Annotated in this window: 16 protein-coding genes and 1 tRNA gene; 3 read left to right on the top strand and 14 right to left on the bottom strand. The window is 36.5% G+C overall.

Annotation, left to right across the window (positions count from 1 at the left end):
• Nucleotides 1-15: 15 nt before the first annotated feature.
• The 5 genes from KO493_RS06790 to KO493_RS06770 form a co-directional block, all read right to left on the bottom strand.
• On the bottom strand, nt 16-4,893 hold the full coding sequence (locus tag KO493_RS06790; protein WP_216067191.1) for a DNA repair ATPase: 4,878 nt from the start codon (nt 4,891-4,893) through the stop codon (nt 16-18).
• 199 nt (nt 4,894-5,092) lie between these two features.
• A complete protein-coding gene (locus tag KO493_RS06785) occupies nt 5,093-7,171 on the bottom strand; it encodes an SPFH domain-containing protein (protein ID WP_216067190.1) in 2,079 nt (692 codons plus the stop codon).
• Between the two features lie 28 nt (nt 7,172-7,199).
• Nucleotides 7,200-7,916, bottom strand: coding sequence for an OB-fold-containig protein (locus KO493_RS06780; RefSeq protein WP_252723173.1), 717 nt, complete (start codon nt 7,914-7,916; stop codon nt 7,200-7,202).
• Nucleotides 7,917-7,918: 2 nt separating this feature from the next.
• Nucleotides 7,919-8,635 (bottom strand): PspA/IM30 family protein, encoded by a 717-nt coding sequence (locus KO493_RS06775; RefSeq protein WP_216067189.1) that lies wholly within the window; start codon nt 8,633-8,635, stop codon nt 7,919-7,921.
• A gap of 11 nt (nt 8,636-8,646) precedes the next feature.
• Nucleotides 8,647-9,042: a YbjN domain-containing protein gene (locus KO493_RS06770; RefSeq protein WP_216067188.1), complete on the bottom strand. Its 396-nt coding sequence runs from the start codon at nt 9,040-9,042 to the stop codon at nt 8,647-8,649.
• A gap of 269 nt (nt 9,043-9,311) precedes the next feature.
• Here KO493_RS06770 and KO493_RS06765 point away from each other — a divergent pair, with 269 nt between their 5' ends.
• On the top strand, nt 9,312-10,070 hold the full coding sequence (locus KO493_RS06765; RefSeq protein WP_216067187.1) for a helix-turn-helix domain-containing protein: 759 nt from the start codon (nt 9,312-9,314) through the stop codon (nt 10,068-10,070).
• 205 nt (nt 10,071-10,275) lie between these two features.
• Here KO493_RS06765 and KO493_RS06760 read toward each other — a convergent pair whose 3' ends face one another.
• From KO493_RS06760 to KO493_RS06735, 6 genes are all read right to left on the bottom strand, one after another.
• Entirely contained in the window at nt 10,276-11,316 is a 1,041-nt protein-coding gene (locus KO493_RS06760) for a family 43 glycosylhydrolase (protein WP_216067186.1), read from the bottom strand.
• Between the two features lie 10 nt (nt 11,317-11,326).
• Nucleotides 11,327-12,796: a sulfatase-like hydrolase/transferase gene (locus KO493_RS06755; protein WP_252723172.1), complete on the bottom strand. Its 1,470-nt coding sequence runs from the start codon at nt 12,794-12,796 to the stop codon at nt 11,327-11,329.
• Nucleotides 12,797-13,114: 318 nt separating this feature from the next.
• On the bottom strand, nt 13,115-14,410 hold the full coding sequence (locus KO493_RS06750) for a DUF6786 family protein (protein WP_216067184.1): 1,296 nt from the start codon (nt 14,408-14,410) through the stop codon (nt 13,115-13,117).
• Between the two features lie 39 nt (nt 14,411-14,449).
• Nucleotides 14,450-16,771, bottom strand: coding sequence for an alpha/beta hydrolase (locus tag KO493_RS06745; protein ID WP_216067183.1), 2,322 nt, complete (start codon nt 16,769-16,771; stop codon nt 14,450-14,452).
• Between the two features lie 67 nt (nt 16,772-16,838).
• A complete protein-coding gene (locus KO493_RS06740) occupies nt 16,839-19,307 on the bottom strand; it encodes a glycoside hydrolase family 95 protein (RefSeq protein WP_216067182.1) in 2,469 nt (822 codons plus the stop codon).
• Nucleotides 19,308-19,314: 7 nt separating this feature from the next.
• Nucleotides 19,315-20,862: a sulfatase family protein gene (locus KO493_RS06735; RefSeq protein ID WP_216067181.1), complete on the bottom strand. Its 1,548-nt coding sequence runs from the start codon at nt 20,860-20,862 to the stop codon at nt 19,315-19,317.
• A gap of 297 nt (nt 20,863-21,159) precedes the next feature.
• On the opposite strand from KO493_RS06735, the gene KO493_RS06730 reads away from it, so the two are divergent.
• Nucleotides 21,160-21,663, top strand: coding sequence for a response regulator (locus KO493_RS06730; protein ID WP_216067180.1), 504 nt, complete (start codon nt 21,160-21,162; stop codon nt 21,661-21,663).
• Between the two features lie 13 nt (nt 21,664-21,676).
• Nucleotides 21,677-22,009 (top strand): helix-turn-helix domain-containing protein, encoded by a 333-nt coding sequence (locus KO493_RS06725; RefSeq protein WP_216067179.1) that lies wholly within the window; start codon nt 21,677-21,679, stop codon nt 22,007-22,009.
• 110 nt (nt 22,010-22,119) lie between these two features.
• On the opposite strand, the gene KO493_RS06720 is transcribed toward KO493_RS06725, so the two are convergent.
• The 3 genes from KO493_RS06720 to KO493_RS06710 form a co-directional block, all read right to left on the bottom strand.
• Nucleotides 22,120-22,196 (bottom strand) — tRNA-Ala (locus KO493_RS06720).
• 61 nt (nt 22,197-22,257) lie between these two features.
• Nucleotides 22,258-23,403, bottom strand: coding sequence for a PepSY-associated TM helix domain-containing protein (locus KO493_RS06715; RefSeq protein WP_216067178.1), 1,146 nt, complete (start codon nt 23,401-23,403; stop codon nt 22,258-22,260).
• 105 nt (nt 23,404-23,508) lie between these two features.
• Nucleotides 23,509-24,738: a hypothetical protein gene (locus KO493_RS06710; RefSeq protein ID WP_216067177.1), complete on the bottom strand. Its 1,230-nt coding sequence runs from the start codon at nt 24,736-24,738 to the stop codon at nt 23,509-23,511.
• Nucleotides 24,739-24,773: the final 35 nt, after the last annotated feature.

The raw sequence follows: 24,773 nt of genomic DNA, 5'->3' as shown, positions 1-24,773 counted from the left end.
ATTTTATAATCTTTACTATTTCTGAAATCCGCTTTGTAAAGCTTCTCGAATACCCTCAAGGTTTTCAGAAAACTGCATCATTTGCGAAAGCAATTGTGCCATTTCATTTTTATCTCCAAAGCCTTTAAGCTTATTATTTTTTTGGAAGGTTTCTTTAATAGTCTCCCATCTTGCCGTTTCCTCTAGAGATAATTCACCAACAAGCTCTTTATATTTAAGCAAGTTAGCCTCGGCTGAAGACGTTAAGGTTTGCGATTCACTTTCATAATGCGAAAGCACCAGTGTTTTCAACTCTTTATCGTTCATCACCGGAACAACTTTGGCTACCAATTTATTCATATCCCTGTAGGATCCCTGAAGTTTAAAGGAAGGTTCTGTTCGATATTCATCCTCCATTGCGGCACTTTTTATGTAAGTTTCATTCACCTTAAGTACCGAATTTCTAATCTGGATCACTTTTTCTAAAACAGAAACATATTCTTGCACCTCTTGATTGGTGTGATTGCCTGTTAACTGCACTTCTTGATTATCATTTTCAATACGATCGAGAAGACCGTAAACATCTTCAAAACTCTTTGAACTCAATTGGTGCAACACAGGATTAGCCGTTAATGAGTTTTCTATTAAACTCAATCTAAATAAATGCGCCGTATCTCCAATAATATCACCCAAATTGTAGATATCTGCTCTATTGGCTAACATATCTGGAATTCTAAATTTATCACCACTTTCGGTGTATGGATTTCCGGCCATAACCACACAAAATTTCTTTCCACGAAGGTCGTAAGTTCTAGATTTTCCATTATAAACACCTTCTATTTTTCGAGTGCCATCGGAAAGGGAAATGAATTTTTGTAAAAACTCCGGATTGCAATGCTGAATATCATCCAAATATAACATCACATTATTGCCCATTTCAAACGCTAAATTCAATTTTTTAAGCTCTTCTCGTGCGGCGGAATTTGTTGCTGAAGCAGGATCAACCGATGTGACATCATGCCCAATAGCTGGTCCGTTAATTTTCATAAAAATCAAACCAAGCCTATTGGCTATATATTCCATTAAGGTCGTTTTACCATATCCTGGAGGTGAAATAAGCAATAACAAACCCATTCTGTCTGTTCTTTTTTGAGCACCAACGGTTCCCAGTTGCTTGGCCATATTATCTCCAAATAGCGGAAAATAAACTTGATCTATCAATTTATTTCTCACAAAAGAGCTTAAAATCCCAGGCTTAAACTCTTCTAATTTTAAATCTTCTTTTAACTGAACGGTGACCTCATGTTTTGCTTTTCTAAACGCATTAAATGCTGGTACTTTTATATCGAAATAACGACTATGAACCGCTATAAAATCATGATAATTAAACTGATATACGCCATTATTAATAGTCGAATGATCGCCCAATAAGCCCAGAATATTTTCTGAAGGTGATGTGAATTTTGTATTTAAAACAGCCTCATCTTCAAACAAGATTAAACACACCACTTCATTAACATATTTAAGTTTTAGATAAATACCTTCAGGGTTTTCACTTGATAAAAAGGCTTTAATCCACTGCCGAATTAAGGCTACTTTGGCCTCGTTAGCTTCTAAGGTATCTAAACTTTTCCTAAATTTAAGATCGGCCTTTTGCGCTTTTAACTTCTTTAAAAATGCTTCTTTAATTTGAATGGCAATACCACTTTTTTGAAAATCATCGTCATTTTGAAGCTCTTCAAAAAGGTAGCGCGCCGCATCTTTAGCATAAATAGCATCATAAACCCCGGAAGCTTCACCAAATTCCAAAATAGCTGTTTGAAGCTTGTTTAATATGAAATCATACTCATTCGTATTTGGAAAATATTGAATAACTTCACCAGCAGCTTTTATGGTCTCATTAAGATATTGCTGATTTTCTTTACTTGTGAAATGCCAAAAATATTGCGCACAAGACCTCGTTTCGGGGTGAAACCTTAAAAGGTCTAGCGTTTTATATTTTTGAATAAGTGTCGTTAATATTTTGGTGGCATCTAAATCATGAACACCCTTTATGTAACCTTCAGAATAATCTTTACTACTTTCACTTTGAACCCATTTTAAAAGGGCTTCTGGTGTTTTTTCTAATATGGCTTCTTTATCTTTTTGAAAGATTTTATAAGCCAAATAGGCACCTCTATAAATGGTTTTGTTTTCAGAAATATAATCTTGATCCCAAAATTCTTCAGAAGTTAAAAGTGTTTCATTTTCAATATTTTCATAAAAATCTGTCCCTGTAAGGTGGTATTTCAAATGGCCGTCGGCAAAAACAATTGTTAGGTCTAGCTCTTGGTTATTTACCCCAAATTTATGTTTCCCTAAACGGATCACATTATCACCGTCTTCGTAAAGTTCTTTTTTATCTTTCAGCTTTCTTAATGCATCTTCGCGAGCAGATTTTAGTAAGGATAGAATCTCTTCAGATTTCCCACTATCGTCCATTTCCTGAAGCTGCTTGGCGAGGTCTCGTGCTTTATTCACCAAGATATCTGAAGCGAAATAGCCATTGATATCGGCAATTTCAGTAAAGGATTCCATCTTTTTCCTAACCCCTTTTAAAATTCGCTCTGCCGATTTCTGAAAAACCATAGCACGCTTATTCCGTCTTTCAATAAGACTGTTTTTTCGGGCCTGAAAAGCATTTTGCACCTCTTCCCGCTTCTCTAAAATAAGACTAATAAACGTCTCGTAATCGGAAAACTTTCCTTCAAGCTCCTCCAACTGAATGGAAATTCTTGTTTGAAAATCGTCACATTTCTCAGGAACATCTGCAATATCTAAGTAATTAATGATACTCTGATCGATGAGTTTTAATTGTGCAGCAAATTCGGCTTGAGCCTCTTCACTGCCAAGCGATTTACGCTTTTTTCTAATGGCGGCTTTTAATTGATTTATCGTAGCGAAAATCAGTGAAATATTATTGATAATCCCTGTAGAATGCGAGGTGTCTTCTATTTCTAAATTCGAAACAATATCTATAAGTAGTTCAAGATCTTTTGATATGTTGTTTACTTTTTCTTCTAATACTTTAGCATCGACAACCTTTTTTACTTTCTCAAGGACCTTTTCACTTTCTTGAACAGCTTCCTCATAGGGTTTTAAAGCTTTATCGTCCAATAGAAAAGTGGCACAACGCTCGGATATGGTAGAGGTCTGCTCTGCAATACTTACCTCTAAAGTATCAATAAATGCCTCATCAACATAGCGAATATCTTTCAGACTTATGGCTTCACCACGAAGGCCCCTTAATTGGGTTAGAAAGTTCACAAAATCATTAATACTCCTAAAGCTTGTACTTTTAATTTTATTGAAAATTTGATCCGCTTTCTGCTTAATTTCTGCGGTTTGCTGCCCTGCGTTTTTCTTTAACTGCAATACCTTCTGAAACTCATCTATAGCCGCATTTGCCGCTTGATTTATTTCATTTAAAGGTTCGTTTAACTGCAGAGTTTCGGTTTCATGCAACCAATAATAAGAATCTAGAATATCTTTAGAACGCTTGGCTAAATCTGAATACAAACCATCATAATTATCCTTTTTATTTAAAAGATTAATGAGACCGTTAACCTCAGCCATGGCCTTTACAATATCCTTATTCCCGATTTTATAAAGCAGGCTATCTTCATGTGCTGAAGGCATGAAATCGGTTTTTAAATAAGGCGTTTGCCAAATCTGAATGACGTGATGGCGTGTCTGCTCATTTTCATTTCTAAAATAGCACAACTCACCATTTTCTAGAATGGTAAACCCATTACAAATAATAGGGGTTTGAATTTTTTGAGTGATCACGTTATAGCTCATTAAATTATAGAGCCCGTGTTTGGACGAGTAAAACACATACAGAAAGTCTTCACCATTTGGTGACGTTACTTTCTCTTGAAACTTCACATCGGAAATACTGTTATCAAAAATATGATATTCTCCCGTTTGCAAATAATAACCTGTTGGAAAAATAATACCGTGATCATCTGGAAGTAGCACACAAGTATCTTGGATACTATCAATTTTCTGAACTTCCTTGAGTTTATGATTATAAACAAAAAATCGAGAACTTTCCTGAAACGGTTTAACATCTAAAACAATGAGGTTCCCTAGGTTTGCAAAGCGGTACTGGGCATCGTCTAAGGTTTGATCACGATACTCAACATCTTCGGAGTAAATACCACGACCGTCCTCGGTATTATCTTCTATTTTAATCGTTAAATCACCTCCAATAGTTTCTACAAATACGCGATCTAAAATGGATACATGGGCATGTTCACCATGACGGTGCATATCTCTAGATACTTCTTGCCAGTTAAATTCATGTTGTTTTGGTAGCTTATATTCATGTTCGCTACGATTATCTACATACTGTAACGTATTATCTTTAATTAACCATTTAAAGGCTTTAATATCGGTAACACTTTCGCTTAACTGAAACACCATATACAGGTAATTCCCAATAATGGCGAATTTTGAAAAAATGGTATTTCGATAATATTTATAAAGGTTTTCGAAATCGGAATTAAAAACATCATCTTCTAAAAGCTTCAATGTAACAGGCTCAAATGTATTTGCTTTGAACTCGTAAACACTCATAACGTCTTTAAGCGCAATGTCTGTTCTTAATCCAAAATGCACATTATAGCCAAAAACGCAAGTATTCCCAAGAGAAACAATATCTCTAGCGATGCAATTATTTTCTGTATTAATGCGATCGTTAGCAATGAGTTTGGTTTCTAAAGAACCAAAAACATCCTTTCTCCCTGCATTCAGTTTTTTAAGCCGTTGTTGTAATTCAGTTTTTTGTTTTTGAAGTCGGTTTTGTATCACCTCATAGGTGCCAACATCCAATTTTTGAGCATGCGTTTCCTTCATAGGTTTATTAGTCATGATATCCTATCCTGAATTTTTAAATTATAATTTCTAGTTAGTTGGTTTAGCTGAAAAATTTGAGGCTGTCTAAAAAGTAAAGTTTTCGTCAACCTGAACTTGATTCAGGTTCTCATAACGACTGGTTATCAACATGATGCGATTCTGAAACAAGTTCAGAATGACGTGCTTTAACACTTTTTGTACAGCCTCTTTATTTTTATTTGCCCAACTTTGAAATAGAACTTCCTGAAATCCCAAGGCCTTTAGCCATGTTTAAAAGATTTCCAAGCATGGTATGTTCGTCCTTATCATCAGATTTCAACTTTAAATCTGCAATTAGGCTAGCAATACTTACGTTTTTAACATCTTCTGTAGAAATGCCATATTTAGAAGCAAAATTGCTCACTTTTTCTAAAAGATTTCCTTTAACATCGTCACTTCCTAAAATGGCAGATTTCACTTCTTGAATATTATTAGAGTTTTCTACTAACCTATCAAAACCTTTACCTCTTGTGATTTGCCCAACAATTTGATCGAAGAACATCGTTTCACCACCAACGATATCAATTTTCGCAGCTTTTAAGGCATCACCTATAACTTGTGCTTGTGCGTCGGCAATTTCTTTCTGAATATTAATATTTGCAAGATCTACCTCAAGCTCTTTGTTAAGTCGTAATTTAAACTCTTCGTGTTCTTTACCAACACCGTCAAGTTTCTTCATAGCAGCAGCTTTTTCCTCAATTCCAGAAGCATCAGCAAGTGCTTTTTCTTTAATTACATCCGCCTCAGCAACACCATCTTTACGTTTAGCATCTGCCTTGGCCTCCACCCCTGCAGCTTCCGCTTTAGCTTTTTTCTCAATAATATTAGCTTCAACTAATCCTTGACGCTCATGCGCATCTGCTTTAGCGTGCATCACTTGGGCTTCAGACATACCAACGGTCGCTTCTTCTTTAGCTTGAGCTTCGGCTAATATTTTACGAGCTTCGGCTTGTTTCTCACTGGCTTCCTTATGGGCTAAAGCTTCAATATTAATTTCTTCAGCCTTCTGTTTAGCAGCTTGCTTTTGTGCCTCGGCAGCCTTTGTAGTTCTAATTAAATCTTCTTCAGCTAAAGCTTCAGCCGTTGTAATTTTAACTTGTTTATCTCTGTCGGCTGTTTTAAAAGCTTGAATATCTTTCATGTTTTCCTGCTCTTCAACCACACCTTTTTCAAGCATAACACGATCGCGAATAACGTCTTGAATGTTTTTCTTCTCAACCTCAACAACTTTCTCCTTTTCAATTTGAGCTAAGGTAACCACACGCTCTCTCTCGGTAGCTTCTAACAATCTATCTTTCTCTACTCTTTCAGATTCTACGGCATCTGTACGTTCTTTATTTTTAAGGGCAACAATAACCTGACGTTGCATATTTTCCTCTGCAACTTTTACTTTTTCCTCGGTTACAATTCTAGCACTTTCAGATTTCAAACGCTCTTCTTCGTTCACCTTTAATATCTCAGCCTCTTCACGCGCTTTAATATTTAAAATTTCACGATTTTGTTGTTCTTCTTTTTCAGCCAATTGCTTATCCAGCTCTAAAATGGCTTCTCTAGCCTCAACATCTTGCTTACGAATGGTTTTTTCTTCGTCACGCTTAATCAAGTTTGCCTTCATGTTTTGAACGGCGGTAAGCTCGGTAATTTTCTTAATACCTTCGGCATCTAAAATATTATCTGCCTTTAGTTCCTTTACAGAGGTTTGTTCTAAAAAGTCGATCGCACAATCCTCTAGGGTGTACCCATTTAAATCGGTTCCTATAATGTTTACAATTTCATCACGAAACTCTCTTCTGGCTTCATATAGTTCAATAAAATCGAACTTTTTTCCAACTGTTTTTAGTGCTTCTGAAAATTTTGCTTCAAAAAGATCTTCTAATGTGGCTATTTTGGAAGCCCGATCAACCCCTATAGTTTGCGCCACCTTTTTGATGTATTCCACATCATTATTAACGCGAACAAAGAAGGCGACTTTAATATCTGCTCGCATATTATCTTTACAAATAAGACCTTCATGAGCGAGTCTTTCAATTTGGATTTTCTTTACAGAAATATCCATAATTTCGGTTTTATGAAAAACCGGAACGGTATATAAACCTTTGTCGGTTGCTACTTTTGTACCACCAAAACCGGTTCTAATAAGTGCCTGACCTTGTGGTATTTTTTTATAGAACATCGCGATTATCGCGAAGTAAACGATGATTAGGAACAGTAAAACGCCTATTCCAATGCCAATAATTGGTAAAATTGATTCCATTTTTAGTTTAATTAGTGTTTAAGATTAATTATTCGTTATAAGATTGTACTAAGTAATAATTGTGATCGGCCGATCTTTTTATAATGAGTATACTAGCGCCGTAAGTTAGAGATTCTCCGTTTAGTGACTTCACGTATATAGACATGGTGTCTCCATTAACTTTCACCTCGGCGTTCCCCATTTTTTCATCAGAAATTGATGACAACAATGTTGCTTTTCTTCCTAAATAATCAATGGGAGCATCGCCATCTTTATTTAAGTTTTTAAAGAAACTTTTAAACGGACTTGTTAGAATTTTGGTTATAATTAGAGCAGGAAAAAAAGCAATAAGCATTATGGCAAATCCTAAAAAATGATCGTATGTATAAGTTACGGCAGTTGTTATCGTGGTTAAAAACCACCAGACAAAAATCCAGAACGTAAACGTGAACATGAAGGGTAGACCAACAAAATTAAAGTAGATTAAAAAAATCTGCCACCACTTTAAAGGTTGGCGTTTCTTACCAACAACGTCTTCTTTATTGATTTCGGTGTTCGAGATGTCTTCAAAATCCAAATTCCCTCCTTCTATACTTGAGTCTACATCGGCATCGATATCTGCATCAATGTCTAGGTCGATATCAAAATCAGGTTCGAAATCTAGGCCCCCAATCATGGTAACTATCCAATACAAGATTAGGAGAATTAGCAATATGCTGAGTACCATATTGACTTCTGAAAAAAGTATGTTAGTTAGTTCTTTCAAGATTAGTTGTCTTTAGTGGGCTTCATTCCCAATTGTTCTTTTAGTTTCTCAAGTTCATTATCTGCTTTAGCTTCAGAAGTATTTGCGGCATTATCAATTTCATCATTAACCGATTTTGAACCTTCTGCAATGTCGCCATAAGCTTCAGCCAACGCCTCATCCTGAGCCACTTTTTCTTTCATACGCTCAAGCATAGACACGGTTCCAGCACTATCCAATTCCGCCATTTGCTTGTTTAAGTTTTTGGTAGCGTTACTTACCTTAACACGTGCTTTCAGGGTTTTCAATTCATTTTCCCAATTCCCAATATTCGATTTAATACTTTGAATATTTTTTTGAAGTTGCCCTACATTATTATCAAACTTAACTGTCTCTTCTTTAGCTCTTAAAAGCTGATTTTCTGCAGCTTCTTTTTGCTCCAATGCCAGTTTAGCTAAACGATCGGCTTCAGTAGCTTCAAGCTCTTGTGCGTGACCCTTTTTCAAAATTATAATCGCTTTATTTTTATATTCATCGACTTTATTTTGAAACGCTTCCTGGTCATTTTTAGCACGTATGGCCAAGGCTTTTACTTGCGCTAAAGCTTCTAAACTTTTTTCAAGATCAGATTTCATATCCCTTATGCCTTGCTCGGTCATTTTAATGGGATCTTCCATTTTATCAATTGCAGAATTTGTTTCTGCCTCTCCTATTTTAAATAATCTTCTAAAGATGTTCATAATGTTTGTTTTTAGTATTTTGAAAATTCAATGATTTTATCTGAGTATTCACTCATTAATAGACTTAAAGAATTTAAAGAACCTTCTAATTCATTTAAATCCATATTTTGCACTTGTAAAGTATCCCTAAAAATTACTTTTTCGCCAGAATCGTCTAACACAAAAGCGCCATGAACAATGTCTCTATTCTTTTGTAAAAGGCTTTTAAATATTTTCTCTGACTGATTATTGATCTTAAAAATAAACTGCTCCATGATTAAAATTGGTGGCGCAACGCCTATAATAAGATTTCGAATTCCAGAATTTTCTTTTTGAATTACCAACAAACCATCGTCAGGATTTTCTCGGGTTATATTAAAGTTTAATTCAAGTAAAAAATCTCTCGTAATTTGGAAATGATTTTTCATAATTGGTTTTTACAGTTAGTACTATTTTTTTTAGCAGGCTAATAATACGAAAAAGTATTAAGACCGTGTCAAAGAATCCTACAAGTTACCATTTAAAGCGCTTTAAAAGTGCTCATAAAATTCAGAATTAAGCGCATTAAAGCAGCTGGTTATTTTACTTTAAAATGCATTTTAAACTAAAAATATTAGCAACATATTTTTATTTTCGCTAATATTGTTAGACTAAATTAAGAAAAATAATTCAATTTGCAAATAAAATTAGCAAAAAAATGTCTTTATTCGGAAAAAACATAAAAAAAATAAGAAGTGTAAAATCATTAAGCCAACAGGCTTTTGCTGATATATTTGACTTAAAACGCGGAACCTTAGGCGCTTACGAAGAAGGGCGTAGCGAACCCAAAATAGAGACTATTATTAAGATTGCTAATTATTTTAGCATAACCATAGATGCTATCTTAACTAAGGAACTTACTGTAAATCAATTATTCAAATTTCGTGGTGAACTGGAAGGTAATCATGACATGGTTATAAAGAAGAAATTTACCGAAATACCATGCATCACATTTGAGGATCATAATAATTACATCAAACTGGCTTCAAACACCAATTTTATAAATGACTTAACACCCATCACTTTACCTATTAACAGCGACAAAAAGCTAAGAGCATTTGTGGTAAATAATTTAGAAATGTCTTCTGAAAACAATGGGTTATTCCCAAAGGACATTGTTATTGGTGAGTGGACCTCAAAAAATGATTATGAAAAAATAACCCGTCCGGATGTTTTTTTAATTCTAACCAAGGAGGCATTGCTTCTAAAAAGAATATTTGCCAGCAATAATGAATTTATTCTAAGGGCAGACCACGCTGGCATAGACGAAAGCATATTACCCTATTCTGAAATCATTGAGCTTTGGCATATTAAATATGTATTCCACAACAGAGTTCCAGACATAAAAAACAGTCAAGTTTTAAACAAACTGGCCTTTTTAGAAAATGAGTTTAAAAAATTAAAGGATTCGCTATAGTTTTATAAAGCAAATAGCAATCCTTTTATTTATAAACTGGTTGTCCGAAAACCGTCATGATATTTAAATTATCTTGATTTTGTTATTCAGAAGGCGTTACGACTGAAGCCTTATTTCATAATACGTGAGATTCCTCAATACCATCGCATGACAAAAAAATAAAAACCCGTAGAAAAAAAAACATGCAGCGTTTTAAAGCTAGTTTTTACTCCATCTCGAAACGTACCAAATAAGCTTCTCCCTTTTTAACCTTCATGGCAATACCCCAACCAGGCGTGTTTTCACCTTGATTTCCATCTTCCAAATCAGGACGATATAAGCCTGGCGCTTTAGGCATGTTAGTTAAACCATCTACTAAAGTTGTAAAATGCACACCATCTTTGGCGTAATTAATGGTTTTACTAATGGATGCTAACGATGCTACGCCTCCATCTTTTTTCCAAATAAGTACTTCATGACTTTTATCTAAAAGGGCACCTTCATGCTTAATAAAAGGACCTTCTGGGTTTTCCGCGTAAGCGACACTCATTTCGGTTAATTTTGGACCTTTAGAGCCGTGAATAATGGACCTCCCTTTGTAGTATAACCAGATTTTGTTGTCTTTAACCAACAGGCTGGCATCATCAATTCTATAACTATCAAAAGCCTCAGGGGTCTCACTTATATCCAGCACAGGATTATTTTCAATACGTTTGAATGGCCCGTCAGGACTGTTGGAAACCGCAAGTCCGATGGCTGTAAAATCTGTAGTATGATTACCTTCAAACTCAGCCTTTGCATGGCCTGGCGTTGGTTTTACACCTGTATAATACAGGTAATATTTCCCGTTTCTCACTAATATATTTGGCGTAAACACAGAATGACTATCGAAGGCGCTTTGGGCTCCCAAATCTAAAGCCAAACCTTGTTCTTGCCAAGTGTACCCTTCATCTTTAGAGGTCGCATACCATATATTTGCCCAATACCCAGAAGTTACCGGACTATCCATTCGCGAATACCAGACATAATAGGTGTCTCCAACTTTTATAATATCACTATTATCCCGTCTGTTATACTTGCTGTCTTTTCCAATACCTGTTATATCTTGATATGAAAAGCTTATCGTTTTTGTTAATGTATCGGATGGCTTATCTGTAATTAATTGTGCATCGGTTTTGCTTTTAAAGTTACAACTGGTTAAAACACCCAAAATCATAACTATAAATATGTTCTGTAATCGAATATTTAGTGTCATTCTTTTTTTCATTGGGATGGTTTTATTTTTTATTCATAAAATTTTCAAAAACAGCGCTCAGCTCTAAAGGATCTTTCATTGCCGTTTGTAATGTTTGATATTCCTTAAATAAAGTTTTTAACAGCGTTTGATAAGCCTGTTTATCTTCAGCTAAATCCTTCATTTCCATGGGATCTTTATTCATATCGTATAACCTAATAACATTAGCCGTTGGATAAATAATCATTTTATAATCTTTGGTTCTATACATTCTTTGAGAACCAAAATAAGCACCATAAACCACGGGGTAATTGCTGTTTTTCGCCTTTCCTGTGGCCATTGGTAATAGACTATTGAAATCTATATGAGATGGTTTTTCTAGGCCTGCAAGCTCTAAAGTAGTAGGCATTATATCTTGTAAATAAACAAACTCATCTATAACCTTTCCTTTTGGAATATTAGGCCCGCACACAATCATGGGAACTCGCATACTACTCTCGTACATGTTTTGTTTTCCCATAAAACCATGTTCTCCTACTGCTAAACCATGATCGGAAGTAAAAAAGATATATGTATTATCTGCTTTCCCCGAGGCGTCCAAAGCGTTTAATATTTTCCCAATCTGCTCGTCCATATGAGTGATACTGGCATAATATTCTTGCCTATTAACTTGTACTGAGTATGGCGTTCTAGGAAAAGGCGCTAACTTTTCATCACGTAATTTTCTGCCCGCTCCGGCTTGTACATTATAAGGATATTCAGGTATAAAATTTTCTGGAACTTCAATAGCTTCTGCAGGATACCCATCTACAAATTTTTTAGGAGCTTGTCTGGGGTCGTGTGGCGCATTAAATGCCAAATACATAAAAAACGGATGATCACGTGTTTTAGCAGCCTCTAAAAATTCAGCGCTATTATCTGCTAACACTTCGCTCCAATGTTTACCTCCTTTCCAATACCCTCCTAAGGTTTTATCGTAAGGTGACCAAGTGTCTGGTTTATCTTTTTCAAAAGTACGCTCATATCTTTTAGGTGCTTGATTTGGCATGCCTCTACGCACATCTTTAGTAAAATCAAATATATCTTTAGCTTTTACTTCTGCAACATGCCATTTTCCAGCCATATAAGTATCATAACCAGCTTCTTTCAAATATTGAGGCCAATATTTCTCGGGCATTTTAAAAGGTATATTAAACTTAAAAGTCTGGTTTGGACTATTAGGACCATTAATATTCTGTGCTTTTTTAGAATAAGATGCTGCTCGCCAAAGATGACCACCTGTAGCCAACATGGTTCTGCTCGCCACACAAACCGCAGCCGTAAAAGAACCTTGATTGTAAGTATGAGAAAAGGACACCCCGCGCTCCATTAGCTTGTCTAAGTTAGGCGTTTTTACTGGACAGTTCTCAAGTGCTCCGATGGTATTGAATGCTTGGTCGTCTGCAAAAATAAAAAGGATATTCGGTTTTTTAGTTTCTTGCTTACTTTGAGCGTACAAGCTAGAAGTAAACATAATTAGCATTATAAATAAGAGTTTCAATTGCATCTTTTTTCGGTTATTTAGTTTTAATTCTCGGGAAACACAGGATTAATAATCATTTCCCTCATCACTGTTTTTGCATGATTTAATCCAATCTTGTAATTGAATCTTCATCTTCTCAACCATTTTTGAATGATTGGCCGCTATATTAGCCAAACCATAAATGCTGGTACACGAACCTCACCTTCATACAACGCCACTTTGCTTCCTCTAAAACAGCCTCAAACGGCACATAGGTAAATCGAGAATAATAGTCCGAATCTAAAAAGCTTCATATTTTAAGGCCTATTTTTAGTTGAAAGCGGCTTTAATATCATCAACAGTTACGCCAAATAATTCCTTTATAATAGGGTTTAAACTTTCCGAATCTCCTTCTAAATGACAAGTTAACTGTATATGTGTTCCACTTTCTCCCGCCTTTAAAGCTAAGGCCGGCGATGATGTTTCTAACTCGTAAAACGGCCCTAAAGGTTTTGCTCCAGGTTCTGGTTCGCCATCGTTATAGGCATTAATAACATCGCCTTCAAACGGTTTGTCTTGAATTTCCCACATGGAGTTCACATAATCTGTAATCCCTGCTGGCTTGTTATATTTTACAATAGTTAACACGCCGTTTTCAGAATCGTAAGAGCCTGCAATACTTTTGGCACGCCTAGGCGACAGTCCTATTTTACTGCGGTATTCACCATCACCTTTAAAATAGATGACACCGTCTTTTACCTTTAAACGGTCTGAAGGTACTTTTCCGAAATAATTATCGTTTACCACCTGACCTAATTCGGCGTCATCACCTTTAATAAACGGAATTAATATAGTAGTATGTGGTGAATGATTAAACATTCCAAGCATCCACATAGAGAGTAACCCCGTGTCTTTTTCCCAAGCTGTTTCCCCTAGATTGGTCATGGTATTTTTAGTTTGATAGCCCACTGTTTTAATGCCATCTGCAAGCGATGATAATCCCAATGCTTTTTGAAGTTCTGATTTAGATAGAATACTAATTTCACGCTCAATACCCATATCGAATGTGAATCCAGAATAATTCTCTAAAGACGCTTTTTTAGTAAACACAGCTTTTTCTGAAGACACACTTTTCACCTCAAAAGGCTCTAAATCGATTAGTCTCGGTGTGTACCAATTCTCTAAGGTAAATTCCGCTCCTTTTTTAAAGAAAATAGAATATTGACCGCCCTCTGGCCCTAACCAAAACCGCTCTTCGCCTCCAAACACATTAATATGGTCCAAGGTGTCGCGAGAGGCAAACAACTCACGATTAATCCAACCGTAACTTCTGCCTTGGTCTCCAAATGCACTACTCGTCATAACACGTCCTTGAAGCGCTGCGGATAGGGCTACTTTTGATTCCTGAGATGCATCGGTAAGCTGAATCACATCAATATAATCGGCCATAAATTTAACATCATCTGCATAGTTTATTGAGGCTTCATGGCCTTCTGTATTTTGTAGACTGTCCGCTGAATGGTTTTCTTTTTCCAACTGAGATTTCTTTTTAGACGTACAGGATACGGTTAATAGTATAGCTGAAAAAAGGACGAGATAATTCATATTAACAAGTTTTAGTTTCATAGTTGTGTATTTTAAGCCAATTCTTTAATCATAACAGCATCAATCTTCGGAATCTGTCCTAAATGGATAGGCTGGTAAATTCGCGCCATTTACCAAATTCACATCTGGTTTTCCCGAAAAAGCATAACGAATATATATTGGCCTTTTTATAGCTTTTGATTTTAAAATAACGGTCTCACCCTTGATTTTTGCTTGGGCAGATTTCCATTGCATTGTCTCATCTGAAATCCAAAACCCTGTTGGCGATTTACCATCGGTAGTTTTTAAACCTTCAGCATTATAAAAATTTACAATCAGCTTTTGTTTTTTAAGGACTATCAGCTTCATTTTTGGTCCTTCAGCAATAATATTTTGCCCAAGTGTTTGTTTAGCCGCTTCTAAAGCCAAACGTTGCCCAATTGGTAGTTTATCCTTTGGGTGAATGTTTTTAATCGCACCTAAATCTATCGTATTTATAACACTGGTGTTTGGAAGTTTTAATACTTGAAGTTGTGATTCTCGCATCCACGCCCAAGATTCTGCGGTAGGATCATTCGGGTCAATTTCTGGCGTGTTCACCGTTCCTTTTCCATATCCTGGTAACATAACTACCATAAATTCCATAGCATCATTTTGCCATACTTTTCGATACTCTTCGATCCAAGCGCTCAAAATACCACCATATTCTTTCATCCCAGACACCTTATGAAACCAATTGGCTTTTGTAACTTCTGGAACACCTGAGATGTACCGTGTATTGCGCTCTCCTTGATACCAAACGAGGCCTCGTACAGCGTAAGGAGCCAAGGGTTTCATCATGGCATTGTATAAAATGTTTGGCTGTCTACGAAGAAAAACATCTTCCTTAATCGTGCGGTTTTCACCTTTAGCTACGATATATTTAATACGATTTTGAGTTAAAGTATCATCATCAAAATCATCCATTATAGTCTTGTAATAATCAAACTCCTTGGTCATGGCTCTTGGCATCCAAGCTTCTATAGAAGAACTTCCCCAAGAGTTATGAATAATACCAACAGGCATATCGCCAGCTTCTTCTAAAAAACACGCAAAGGAAAACCCAACAGCACTTTTAGAAGTTTGGGCTGACCATGAACCGTTTACCTCAGCTTCTTCTTGCAATGAAACCGTGCGATTGACTTCGAAACTTCTTATGTGTTTGGCTTTAGAAACTAAGGCTTCAATCTCTGGAACGGCCTTAGGCTGCATGGCCATATTGGATTGTCCAGAGCAAATCCAAACTTCGCCCACCAAAACATCGGAAATAACGGTGTCTTTTTCACCTGAAATAATCAAATCACGTCCTGTTTTTGAGGGTTGCAGTGTATCTAACTGAACATGCCATGAACCATAAACATCTGCTCTTGCGGTTTTCTGTTGTCCAGCAAACGAAACAATAACTTCTTGACTGGCCTTTGCTGTTCCCCAAACTGGTACATGCATGCCGCGTTGAAGCACCATATGATCGCTAAAAAGATTTGCTGGCTTCACATCCGAATTAATGAATTGTGCTTTTAAAAAGGCATAACTTTTTTGCATTAATTCGGTATAAACAATTTTATCGGCTTTATTTCCACGAAAAAAAGAACTATTAAAAAATCCATGACCTTTAGCTTCAAAAGCTTCTAATTGGCAGGTATTTCCAGCTTCTTTCATCGCGCTATAAAAGCGTTCTGCATTTTCAAAAGGCACCGTTTTATCAGCCTTACCATGACATATTAAAGTGGGCACCATACCTTTTTTAATATGATGATTGGGTGAAATATCTGTTTTACGCGATTCTCCAACTTTAGCTAAACCATAGCCTTTCTCGGTAGTATCTAACACAGGGTTATAGAGAATCATCGCATTAGGTTTCGAACTGATGGATAAATCTTCTCCTACTTCGTCATAGCCTTCAATACTACCAGTACAGGCCGCCACATGACCACCTGCAGAGCCTCCTGCTGCCACAATTTTATTAGGATCAATGCCTAAATCGGAAGCGTGTTCACGTACCCAACGCATGACCGATTTTCCATCGGTAACCGCATCAAAAGGCGTGCTCCCATGCGTTTTATGGACTCTATATTCTGCTGAAATAGCCACAACACCACGGTCTGCAAAATAGCGGGATTGCTCATAAAATTGTTTCGGATTACCACCAACCCATCCGCCACCAAAGAAAAAGACAATAACAGGAGTTTGATGGGTGATTTGATGGCCTTTCGGATTAAAAACATGAAGCGATAACTTCGTATTATCTATGGTTTTATAGACCATCGTTTTATCAGGCGTGATGGTATCTTTAATACGAATTGATTCTGCCCGTACGAGTAGGTTTGAAACCAATAGAAAAAATGCCACTAAAAACACCTTCATATATATTTATTTATTTTTGGTTAGCGGTTTAATTGTAATCATAATTTGTTGGAATATTTTGTCTGTCTTAATAGGTCCAAGTCTTAGACTCTCCTGTTTTCAAAGTAATAACATTACTGAGTTTTCCTTCGGAATATACTCTGAAAGCACCATCTGTGGTGGCGTGAATTTTAGCTTCCTTGAGTTTGCCGTTTTCCCAGGCTACATCTACTTCAAATCCGCCACGCGCTCGCAATCCTTTTACGCTTCCTTTAGACCAAGCTGAAGGTAAAGCCGGTAACAAATGTAAAATATAAGGAGCCTCTGCTAAAGTCTCATTAGGCGCAACAGCGATAAAATGATTTGGTGTTTTAGGGTCTTGCTGATAGGCCACAAATGCTGCGGCGTCTATTGTTTTTGCCGTATTATCGGCACTTCTTAGATGACTCTGTAATAACATGTCGCAAACCCCTGAAACACCACCAAAGTTTCCATCGATTTGAAAGGGTGGATGAAAATCGAACAGATTAGCATAGGCCCGCTGAGACGTTAAAAACTGATAAAACTGATGGGCTTTATCGCCGTTATGAAGCCTTGCCCAAAAATTAGTTTTCCAAGCCGTACTCCAACCCGTAGAAATATCGCCGCGATGCTTCATGGTTATAAGGGCTGCATCTGTTAATTCTGGGGTGGTTAATGGTGAAAAATCACGTCCCGGATGCAAGGCAATTAAATGTGAAATATGCCGATGCTGATCGGTTGGGCTATCCCAATCTTCTGGCCACTCTTGTACTTGTCCGTATTGCCCTATTTTTTGAGGTGATAGCTTCGGAATTATCCGCTGAAGGCTTGCTCTAAAGGCTGCGTCTTTATTTAAAACCGTTGCAGCCTCAATACAATCGGTAAATAAATTCAACACCATTTGCTGATCCCAAGCGGCGCCATAGGTTTGCTTATTTAACTTGCCAAATTCTTTAGACAAGTAGGTGTTCTCAGGCGACCAAGTTGGATAAACTACTAGCGAGCCATCTTTCCAAGGTGCTAAAAAGTCCACATAAAACTCAGCCGCACCTTTTAGTATGGGATAGATATCTTCTAAATAAGTTTTATCTTGATTGAAGGCGTAATGCTCGAAAAGATTCTGGCACAACCAAGCGCCAGATTGTTGCATGCGCCTGCCATGAACGTTAGGTGCCGTGAACCCAAAGACATTCGAATTGAGCCCCACACTCCAACCATTTTGTACACCATAGGCCTCTTTAGCTACATATTCACCAGATTCTGCTAGAATTTTCATCCAGTCCACATAGGGCTTAAAAGACTTTGGTAAGTTTGCGGTTTCGACCATCCAGTAATTCATAGCCACATTTATATCGTTATGATAATCGGCATTCCAAGCGGGTTTGAGATGACCATTCCAAAGGCCTTGTAAGTTTGAAGGTACAGGCGCCGTGCGTGAACTACTTATTTGAAGATAGCGCGAATAATTAAAATATAAATTTTCTAATTCTATACTGGCGCCTCTTTTTATTAATTGATCGGTAGTCAACCCTGAAGGTTTGTAATCCAATTTTAACTGACAACGGTCCATAAGTGCAGACACATCGGTTACATGAGCACTCTTTAACTTGCTATAACCCATTGCTAGTGCTTCATCCATCTTATTTTGGGAATCCGTTTTATAATCGCGTCCTTTAAACCTGGGATAAACAGGGAGATAATCGATATAAGCTGTGACATAAATTTTCACATCTGTAGCGCCTTTAACCTGTAAAAAACCATCTTCATTTTGAATTAATTCTCCTTCACCAGCATCGACAAACATGAGTTGTTGAAAGCGGATAGGATCTTGTACCATGGGCGCTTCACCAGTCAATATTATATAAGCTCCATCTGAGGTCACTTGATGAACATCATGCAAAGTAGTCGTCGAAATTTTCAGATTTAATGTCGCATTTTGTGCGGTATACCGCATAGCCATCACCTCGTTTGGATGGCTACAAAAATATTCACGTGTAAAATACCCACTACCTATATTATAATCCACGGTTCCAATGCCTGAGTGAGCATCTAAGCTTCGCGTATAATTTGAAACTGAAGTACTATCATGACCCGTGGTAATAAACACATCTGTAAATGGCGCGTAACTCCCTAGAGGTTGGGTGGAGCTCAAATATTTAGTCGACATCGCTTCCATACTGCCTTCACCGGTTCCGTAACGTCCTTCTTCGTAGACTGCTCGTACTTCTTCAAAATGTTTGTAACCACCCATTTTCACACCAGATTGTGCTACCGAATCTAGGCCGCGCTTAGTATTCATCCAAAGCGTGATATCGTTTAGCATGATGTGGTCTTCTGCGATTCCTCCTGAAAACATGGCGCCCAAACGGCCATTACCTAAAGGGAGTGCCTCTTGCATAAATCCCATTTTTCGGTAATTGTTACGTTCTGCTTTTGTAAACGGACTGGCAGGCGTATCATAGTTTAAAACAGTCTGTGCTCTAGTTTGCCATGAAACTACAGTGAACAGTATTAAAAATAAGGCGTGTTTTTTCATTCTAGTTTTAATTAATAATCGTTTCTATTTGTTTCCAACCGTCCATACCTTCATTTTCCTGAATCGCGCCAGGTGTACTTCTGCCGTCCAAGATGATTGTTTTAAGTGCGGCTTTTAATTCTTCAGCTTGCTCTGGATATTGCTTGATAAGATTTTTTGTCTCACCAATATCATCTTTCAAATTATATAATTGCATGTCTGGTAAATCCAAGTGTTCTTTTTTCACATCTTGTGGTGTTGGGTAAGACCAACCTCCAGAATCTGGACATAAAATCAATTTCCAATCGCTTTTTCTAATGGCAAAAGATCCATTAACCGAATGATGTATGGTATATTCTCGAATTTCGGCATCTTGCTTTCCTGTAATTAAAGGCAACATGCTGTAACTATCTTCGCCTTCAGCATCCTTCATTTTATAACCTGTTACCTCGGCACAAGTCGCGAAAAAATCAGTTGTACAAATGGTTTTATCTGAACTTGACTTTTTCAAACCCCTTGCTGGCCATTCAACAATGAAAGGCACGCGGTGACCCCCTTCAAAAATATCGGCTTTTGTTCCTCGGAAGGTATAACTCGGATCATGATCGACTTTCGCTAATTCTTCAAAATCTGCCTTTGGTGAACAGCCATTATCACTGGTAAACACCAACAAGGTATTTTCTGAAATGCCTTGTTCCTTTAACACGTCTCTAATCTGACGTAACACATCGTCCACTTGCATCACGAAATCGCCATACATATTGGTGTTACTTTTTCCTAAAAATTCTGTAGTTGGTAAAATTGGTGTATGTGGTGCTGGTAATGGGAAATACAAAAAGAATGGTGCCTCAGCATTGGATTCTTTTTTAATATAAGTTACGGCACGATCGGTTAAATCTTGCAACACATTGGTATGATTAAAATCGTCTGACGTTAATCCTGCTCTCCAAATCCCTTTTTCATCAACTGAAACTGTCGTTTTAGTAGGCACCATGGTTGGCTTATCATTTTCAACATATACATAAGGCGCCATATCTAAGGATCCACAAAATCCGAAAGAATAATCGAAACCATGTGTAGAAGGTCCATTAGTAATTGGCGCACTAAAATCTACTTCTGGCTTGGCCTTTAGTTTATCTATGTTTAGGTTTTTGTTATTATTTATAAGTTTCCAATCCCAACCCATATGCCATTTTCCAATATAAGCCGTGTTATACCCTTGTGTTTTTAGCATGTTGGCAACTGTGACACGTTCTGGCTTTATAAGCGATTTTGAATAGCCGCTTAACACAAAACTTTTTAGAGGTGTTCTCCAATTGTAACGCCCGGTTAATATGCCATAGCGCGTTGGCGTACATACAGCAGACGAGGTATGCGCATCGGTAAACATGATACCATTTTCTGCCATTTTATCCATGTTTGGCGTTGGAATTTTCCCTTCAGGATTAAAACTTTTCACATCGCCATAACCTAAATCGTCTGCCAAAATGTAGATAATATTTGGTGATTGTGTCTTCTGTGTTTGACTTACCATAAATAAAGGAGACAAGCACAGCATTAGTAAAAAATATTTCATTAGTTCGTTTGTTTTTTATTAGTAACAATCATTTATAATCCACATACAATGGCCACTAACAGCAACTAATTAAGGTTAAAATAAAACTTATGATAACGCGTGTTTTCTTCATTTTGAAAATGATTTCAATTTTTTCACAATGACTTCTGAATGTCTTTTTTTTAGTTATTTTACTCGTGTCGGTACAAGAATACCTATTTAATTTAAAATTAGATTTACTCAATTCAACCGAAATTATGTACTATTTACACATCTTCAGGAACGTCAATCTCAATAATAGAATATGATGCTTCTGAAGTGGATACCACCCATAAATCCTATATAAAAAACTGGGTACCATTACCAAACGAATTTAAAACCGAAGATCAAAAGCAAAAAGAAAATAAACAAATAGCGAAACGCACCATACTTATTGTTGAAGATGAGGATGATGTTCAAATATTTTTACAAAGTTACTTCGCAAACCATCATAATATTTTAATTACTGAAGATGGTTTAGACGGACTAGAAAAACTTAAAACACTAAAACCAGACCTCATCATTAGTGATGTCATGATGCCTAACATGGATGGTTTTGAGTTTTGTGAAAAAATAAAATCAGATCCAGAGCTGTGCCATATCCCTGTACTGCTTTTAACCGCCTTAGGTGATGACGAAAACCTGATAAAAGGTTTTGAGTTTGGCGCAGACGAATACATTAGCAAACCCTTTTCTTTAAAACATTTAGCTTTACGTGCCGATAAACTCATTCAGAACAATCTTAAATTAAAAGAACACTTTAAAAAACAGTACGCTTCCTAAAGGGGATGTTCAAATGTCTGAACGCGATGAAAAATTTCTAAATGATACTATAAAAATTATTGAAAAAAACCTTCCGAATTCAAATTTTAGAGTGGAAGAATTAGCCTCTCAACTAGGTGTGAGTTCCTCACATTTTTACAGACGTTTAAAACAACTTACTGGACAAGTGCCCAATGCATATCTAAGAAATTTTAGATTGCAACGTGCTGCCGAATTATTAAAAAGCAACAAAGGATATAACGTCACCGAAGTAATGTATCAAATTGGAATAGAATCGCCACCTTACTTTTCAACTTCATTTAAAAAATTATATGGTGTCTCGCCGTCGGAGTTTTTGAAGAAGTAGAATTTTTAACGTCTGAAAAGGTAGGAAAAGAAAAACAATAGAAAAATAACTATACTGGAACGAGCAAAAAACAAAAAAAGCTCCCAATTTCTTGGAAGCCTTATAAACATTGGTGGAGAATACCGGAGTCGAACCGGTGACCTCTTGACTGCCAGTCAAACGCTCTAGCCAGCTGAGCTAATCCCCCATTGATTTTTATTGTAAAATCTACTTGGTAAATGTATAAATTAATATTGTATAATTTATAACTATTTTTTCTTTTTATACTTGCGTCCGTACCAAATTAAAAAGCCTGTAAAAGGTAAACTTGCTATTAACAAACTCGCTAAAAAGGCTAGTATTTTGGTTGGTAAGCCGCAAATAGCACCAACGTGTAAATCGTAGTTGAGCGCTTGTATTTTTTCACCGTTATTTTTATCAGCAAATGTAAAAGTATCTAATAATTCAGCCGTGGTTCTGTCAAAATACAATTCGGTACGCTTATAGTTTTGTTCGCCTTTTTTATAAACACGAACAATGTACGGGATACTAGGTTTAGGGTGTTTACGTATCAGTAGAAACTCATATTCAGGATAATCTGAGACTACCGTATTTAATATCACATCAAACGGTTGTTCTGGGTTTGTGTTTTGTACGGGTTTAGAAAGTGCCGCGTACGGAATCGTTTTTCCACCGTTTGCTACCCATTTCACAGAACTATTAAAACTTTTTGAGGCCCACATTAAACCAGTTAAGGCTAGAATTAGAGCAATAGAAAGCATGTAGAAACCAAAAATACGGTGTAAATCGTAGTTTTTACGTCTCCATTTGGAGCTTTTCTTCCATCGAAAACTAAAGCTTTGTTTACGCTGTGATTTTTTAGGCCACCATAAGACTAAGCCAGAAATAAGCATAAAAACAAAAGTCCATGTGGCACCAGCAATTATGTAATGACTTACATCATTGTAACCCATGAAGAAATTCATGTGTATGGCCAGAGCGACATTAAAAAATTCCCACTTAGTGTTTTCTATAAAAATTATTTTTCCGTTGTAGGGATTTAAGGAAACGGTTTTATAGAACTTCATGTAATTATGATAACCAAAAACCGTATTATCAACCTCTGTAAAGCTAACGCTTACGGCATGATTGGGGTCATCTGTAATAATTACATTTTGGAAGCTATAAGTGTTATTAAAAGCGCCTTCAGCAGTTTCTATAAGCTGCGATATAGGTACTCTAGTAGGGTTTTCAGGAATTGAAACATGATGTCTATCTTTATAGACAACATCTTTTATTTCATATGAAAACACATAAATACAACCTGTAATAGCCACAACAAACACAATCAAGCCAGAGGCCATGCCTAGCCAAAGGTGTAATTTGTGGAGTATATTTTTTAGTCGTGCTTTCATAGAAAAAACAAACCCCAACCCAAATAACATCGTTGGGTTGGGGCTCGCAAATATTCAAAATTTAACTGGATTATATAGCTATATAAAAGTTAAAAATCTTTATAATTAGTTTACTTTTTGTAGCACGTCTACATACACATTGCTACCATCTAACTTCGCTCCTTTTGTAAAGCCATTAGCACCGCCATCAATATTAATTTCATAAATGTTAGCCTCGCCTCCAGCAATACTTACAGGGATATAGAAGTTACCATTTTCAACGCAGTCTAAGGTGAAAATATTCACGAAAGGCGCTTTTGGTAAATTCAATTCAGTGATGGTTTCATTATATAAGTCAATTTCAACTAAAGCACCTGTGTTTTGTGATAAATCACCCCACTCAGGAACATCAGCAGCGCGTACTACGTTCGCGTAAGCGATACCGTTTGCAGCGTACCAAGCATTCCAAATAGTAACAGGCTCACCAAAGTGTGCAGATACATTTAATACGTAAGAGTCGTCATAATCACCATTCGAAATTTTAACAAAAACAGAAGGCTTATCAGCAACTTCTTCGTTTCCGTACCATAACGGACTTGTGATGTTGTATTGGTATAAATCGCCAGTTTCAGTAGCAAAGGTACCGTTAGTTCTATATCCAGCAGTCATTCCGGCAGAAGCAGAAGATTCTAAAACCTCAGGGTTTGTAATAGAAGGGTAATCAAAAGCTACTGTAATTAAATTCTCTTCTAAATTTGCCCAACTAGCATCACCATATAAAGAACCAAAGTAGATTTTTCCATTTTGAACCAAACCATTAGCCCATAAATTCACCTTACCATTTACTTCCGGAAATTCAATAAACCCATTACTTGCAGCAGTAAAAGTATCTAAATCAATAATTCCGTAAGGCATTTTACCACTTTCTTTCTCTGGACTACTTGATAAGAATAAATCACCGTTATCTGTAGCTTGGATATAACGGAAAAAAGCTCCAGGAGCCAATACAGCATTTGAAATAGCATCTACTTTTACAGGACCATTTTCAGTTAATTCAAACTTTTCAGTTAAGCCTTCTGTATTATTAACGATATACAAGTAACCATCTACAGTTACTGATATAGACGCCCAACCTTCAGCTCCATGACCTTGAATAGATAAAGAACCAGATGTAATATTATCGGTTGTAAAATAATAACCTTCTTCATCTACAGCAGCACCTACTAAATACGCCACATCTTGAGTTGAATCTCCATCATCAGTACTGTCATCGTCATTGCTACATCCAAAAAATGTAAGATTTAAAGCGATAAACAAACAAGCTGTTACAGCTTTCCAAGTTTTATTAGTTTTCATAAGTTTTAAATTCATGTTTATAATATTTATTAATT

This window comes from Pseudotamlana agarivorans, assembly GCF_018860245.1.
Taxonomy (GTDB): domain Bacteria; phylum Bacteroidota; class Bacteroidia; order Flavobacteriales; family Flavobacteriaceae; genus Pseudotamlana; species Pseudotamlana agarivorans_A.
This window is presented reverse-complemented; position numbering and strand designations above follow the sequence as displayed.

Coding starts and splice junctions, on each gene's coding strand:
- KO493_RS06790 (WP_216067191.1), bottom strand. CDS start 4,893: ATGACTAATAAACCTATGAAGGAAACGCATGCTCAAAAATTGGATGTT.
- KO493_RS06785 (WP_216067190.1), bottom strand. CDS start 7,171: ATGGAATCAATTTTACCAATTATTGGCATTGGAATAGGCGTTTTACTG.
- KO493_RS06775 (WP_216067189.1), bottom strand. CDS start 8,635: ATGAACATCTTTAGAAGATTATTTAAAATAGGAGAGGCAGAAACAAAT.
- KO493_RS06770 (WP_216067188.1), bottom strand. CDS start 9,042: ATGAAAAATCATTTCCAAATTACGAGAGATTTTTTACTTGAATTAAAC.
- KO493_RS06765 (WP_216067187.1), top strand. CDS start 9,312: ATGTCTTTATTCGGAAAAAACATAAAAAAAATAAGAAGTGTAAAATCA.
- KO493_RS06760 (WP_216067186.1), bottom strand. CDS start 11,316: ATGAAAAAAAGAATGACACTAAATATTCGATTACAGAACATATTTATA.
- KO493_RS06755 (WP_252723172.1), bottom strand. CDS start 12,796: ATGTTTACTTCTAGCTTGTACGCTCAAAGTAAGCAAGAAACTAAAAAA.
- KO493_RS06750 (WP_216067184.1), bottom strand. CDS start 14,410: ATGAAACTAAAACTTGTTAATATGAATTATCTCGTCCTTTTTTCAGCT.
- KO493_RS06745 (WP_216067183.1), bottom strand. CDS start 16,771: ATGAAGGTGTTTTTAGTGGCATTTTTTCTATTGGTTTCAAACCTACTC.
- KO493_RS06740 (WP_216067182.1), bottom strand. CDS start 19,307: ATGAAAAAACACGCCTTATTTTTAATACTGTTCACTGTAGTTTCATGG.
- KO493_RS06735 (WP_216067181.1), bottom strand. CDS start 20,862: ATGAAATATTTTTTACTAATGCTGTGCTTGTCTCCTTTATTTATGGTA.
- KO493_RS06725 (WP_216067179.1), top strand. CDS start 21,677: ATGTCTGAACGCGATGAAAAATTTCTAAATGATACTATAAAAATTATT.
- KO493_RS06715 (WP_216067178.1), bottom strand. CDS start 23,403: ATGAAAGCACGACTAAAAAATATACTCCACAAATTACACCTTTGGCTA.
- KO493_RS06710 (WP_216067177.1), bottom strand. CDS start 24,738: ATGAAAACTAATAAAACTTGGAAAGCTGTAACAGCTTGTTTGTTTATC.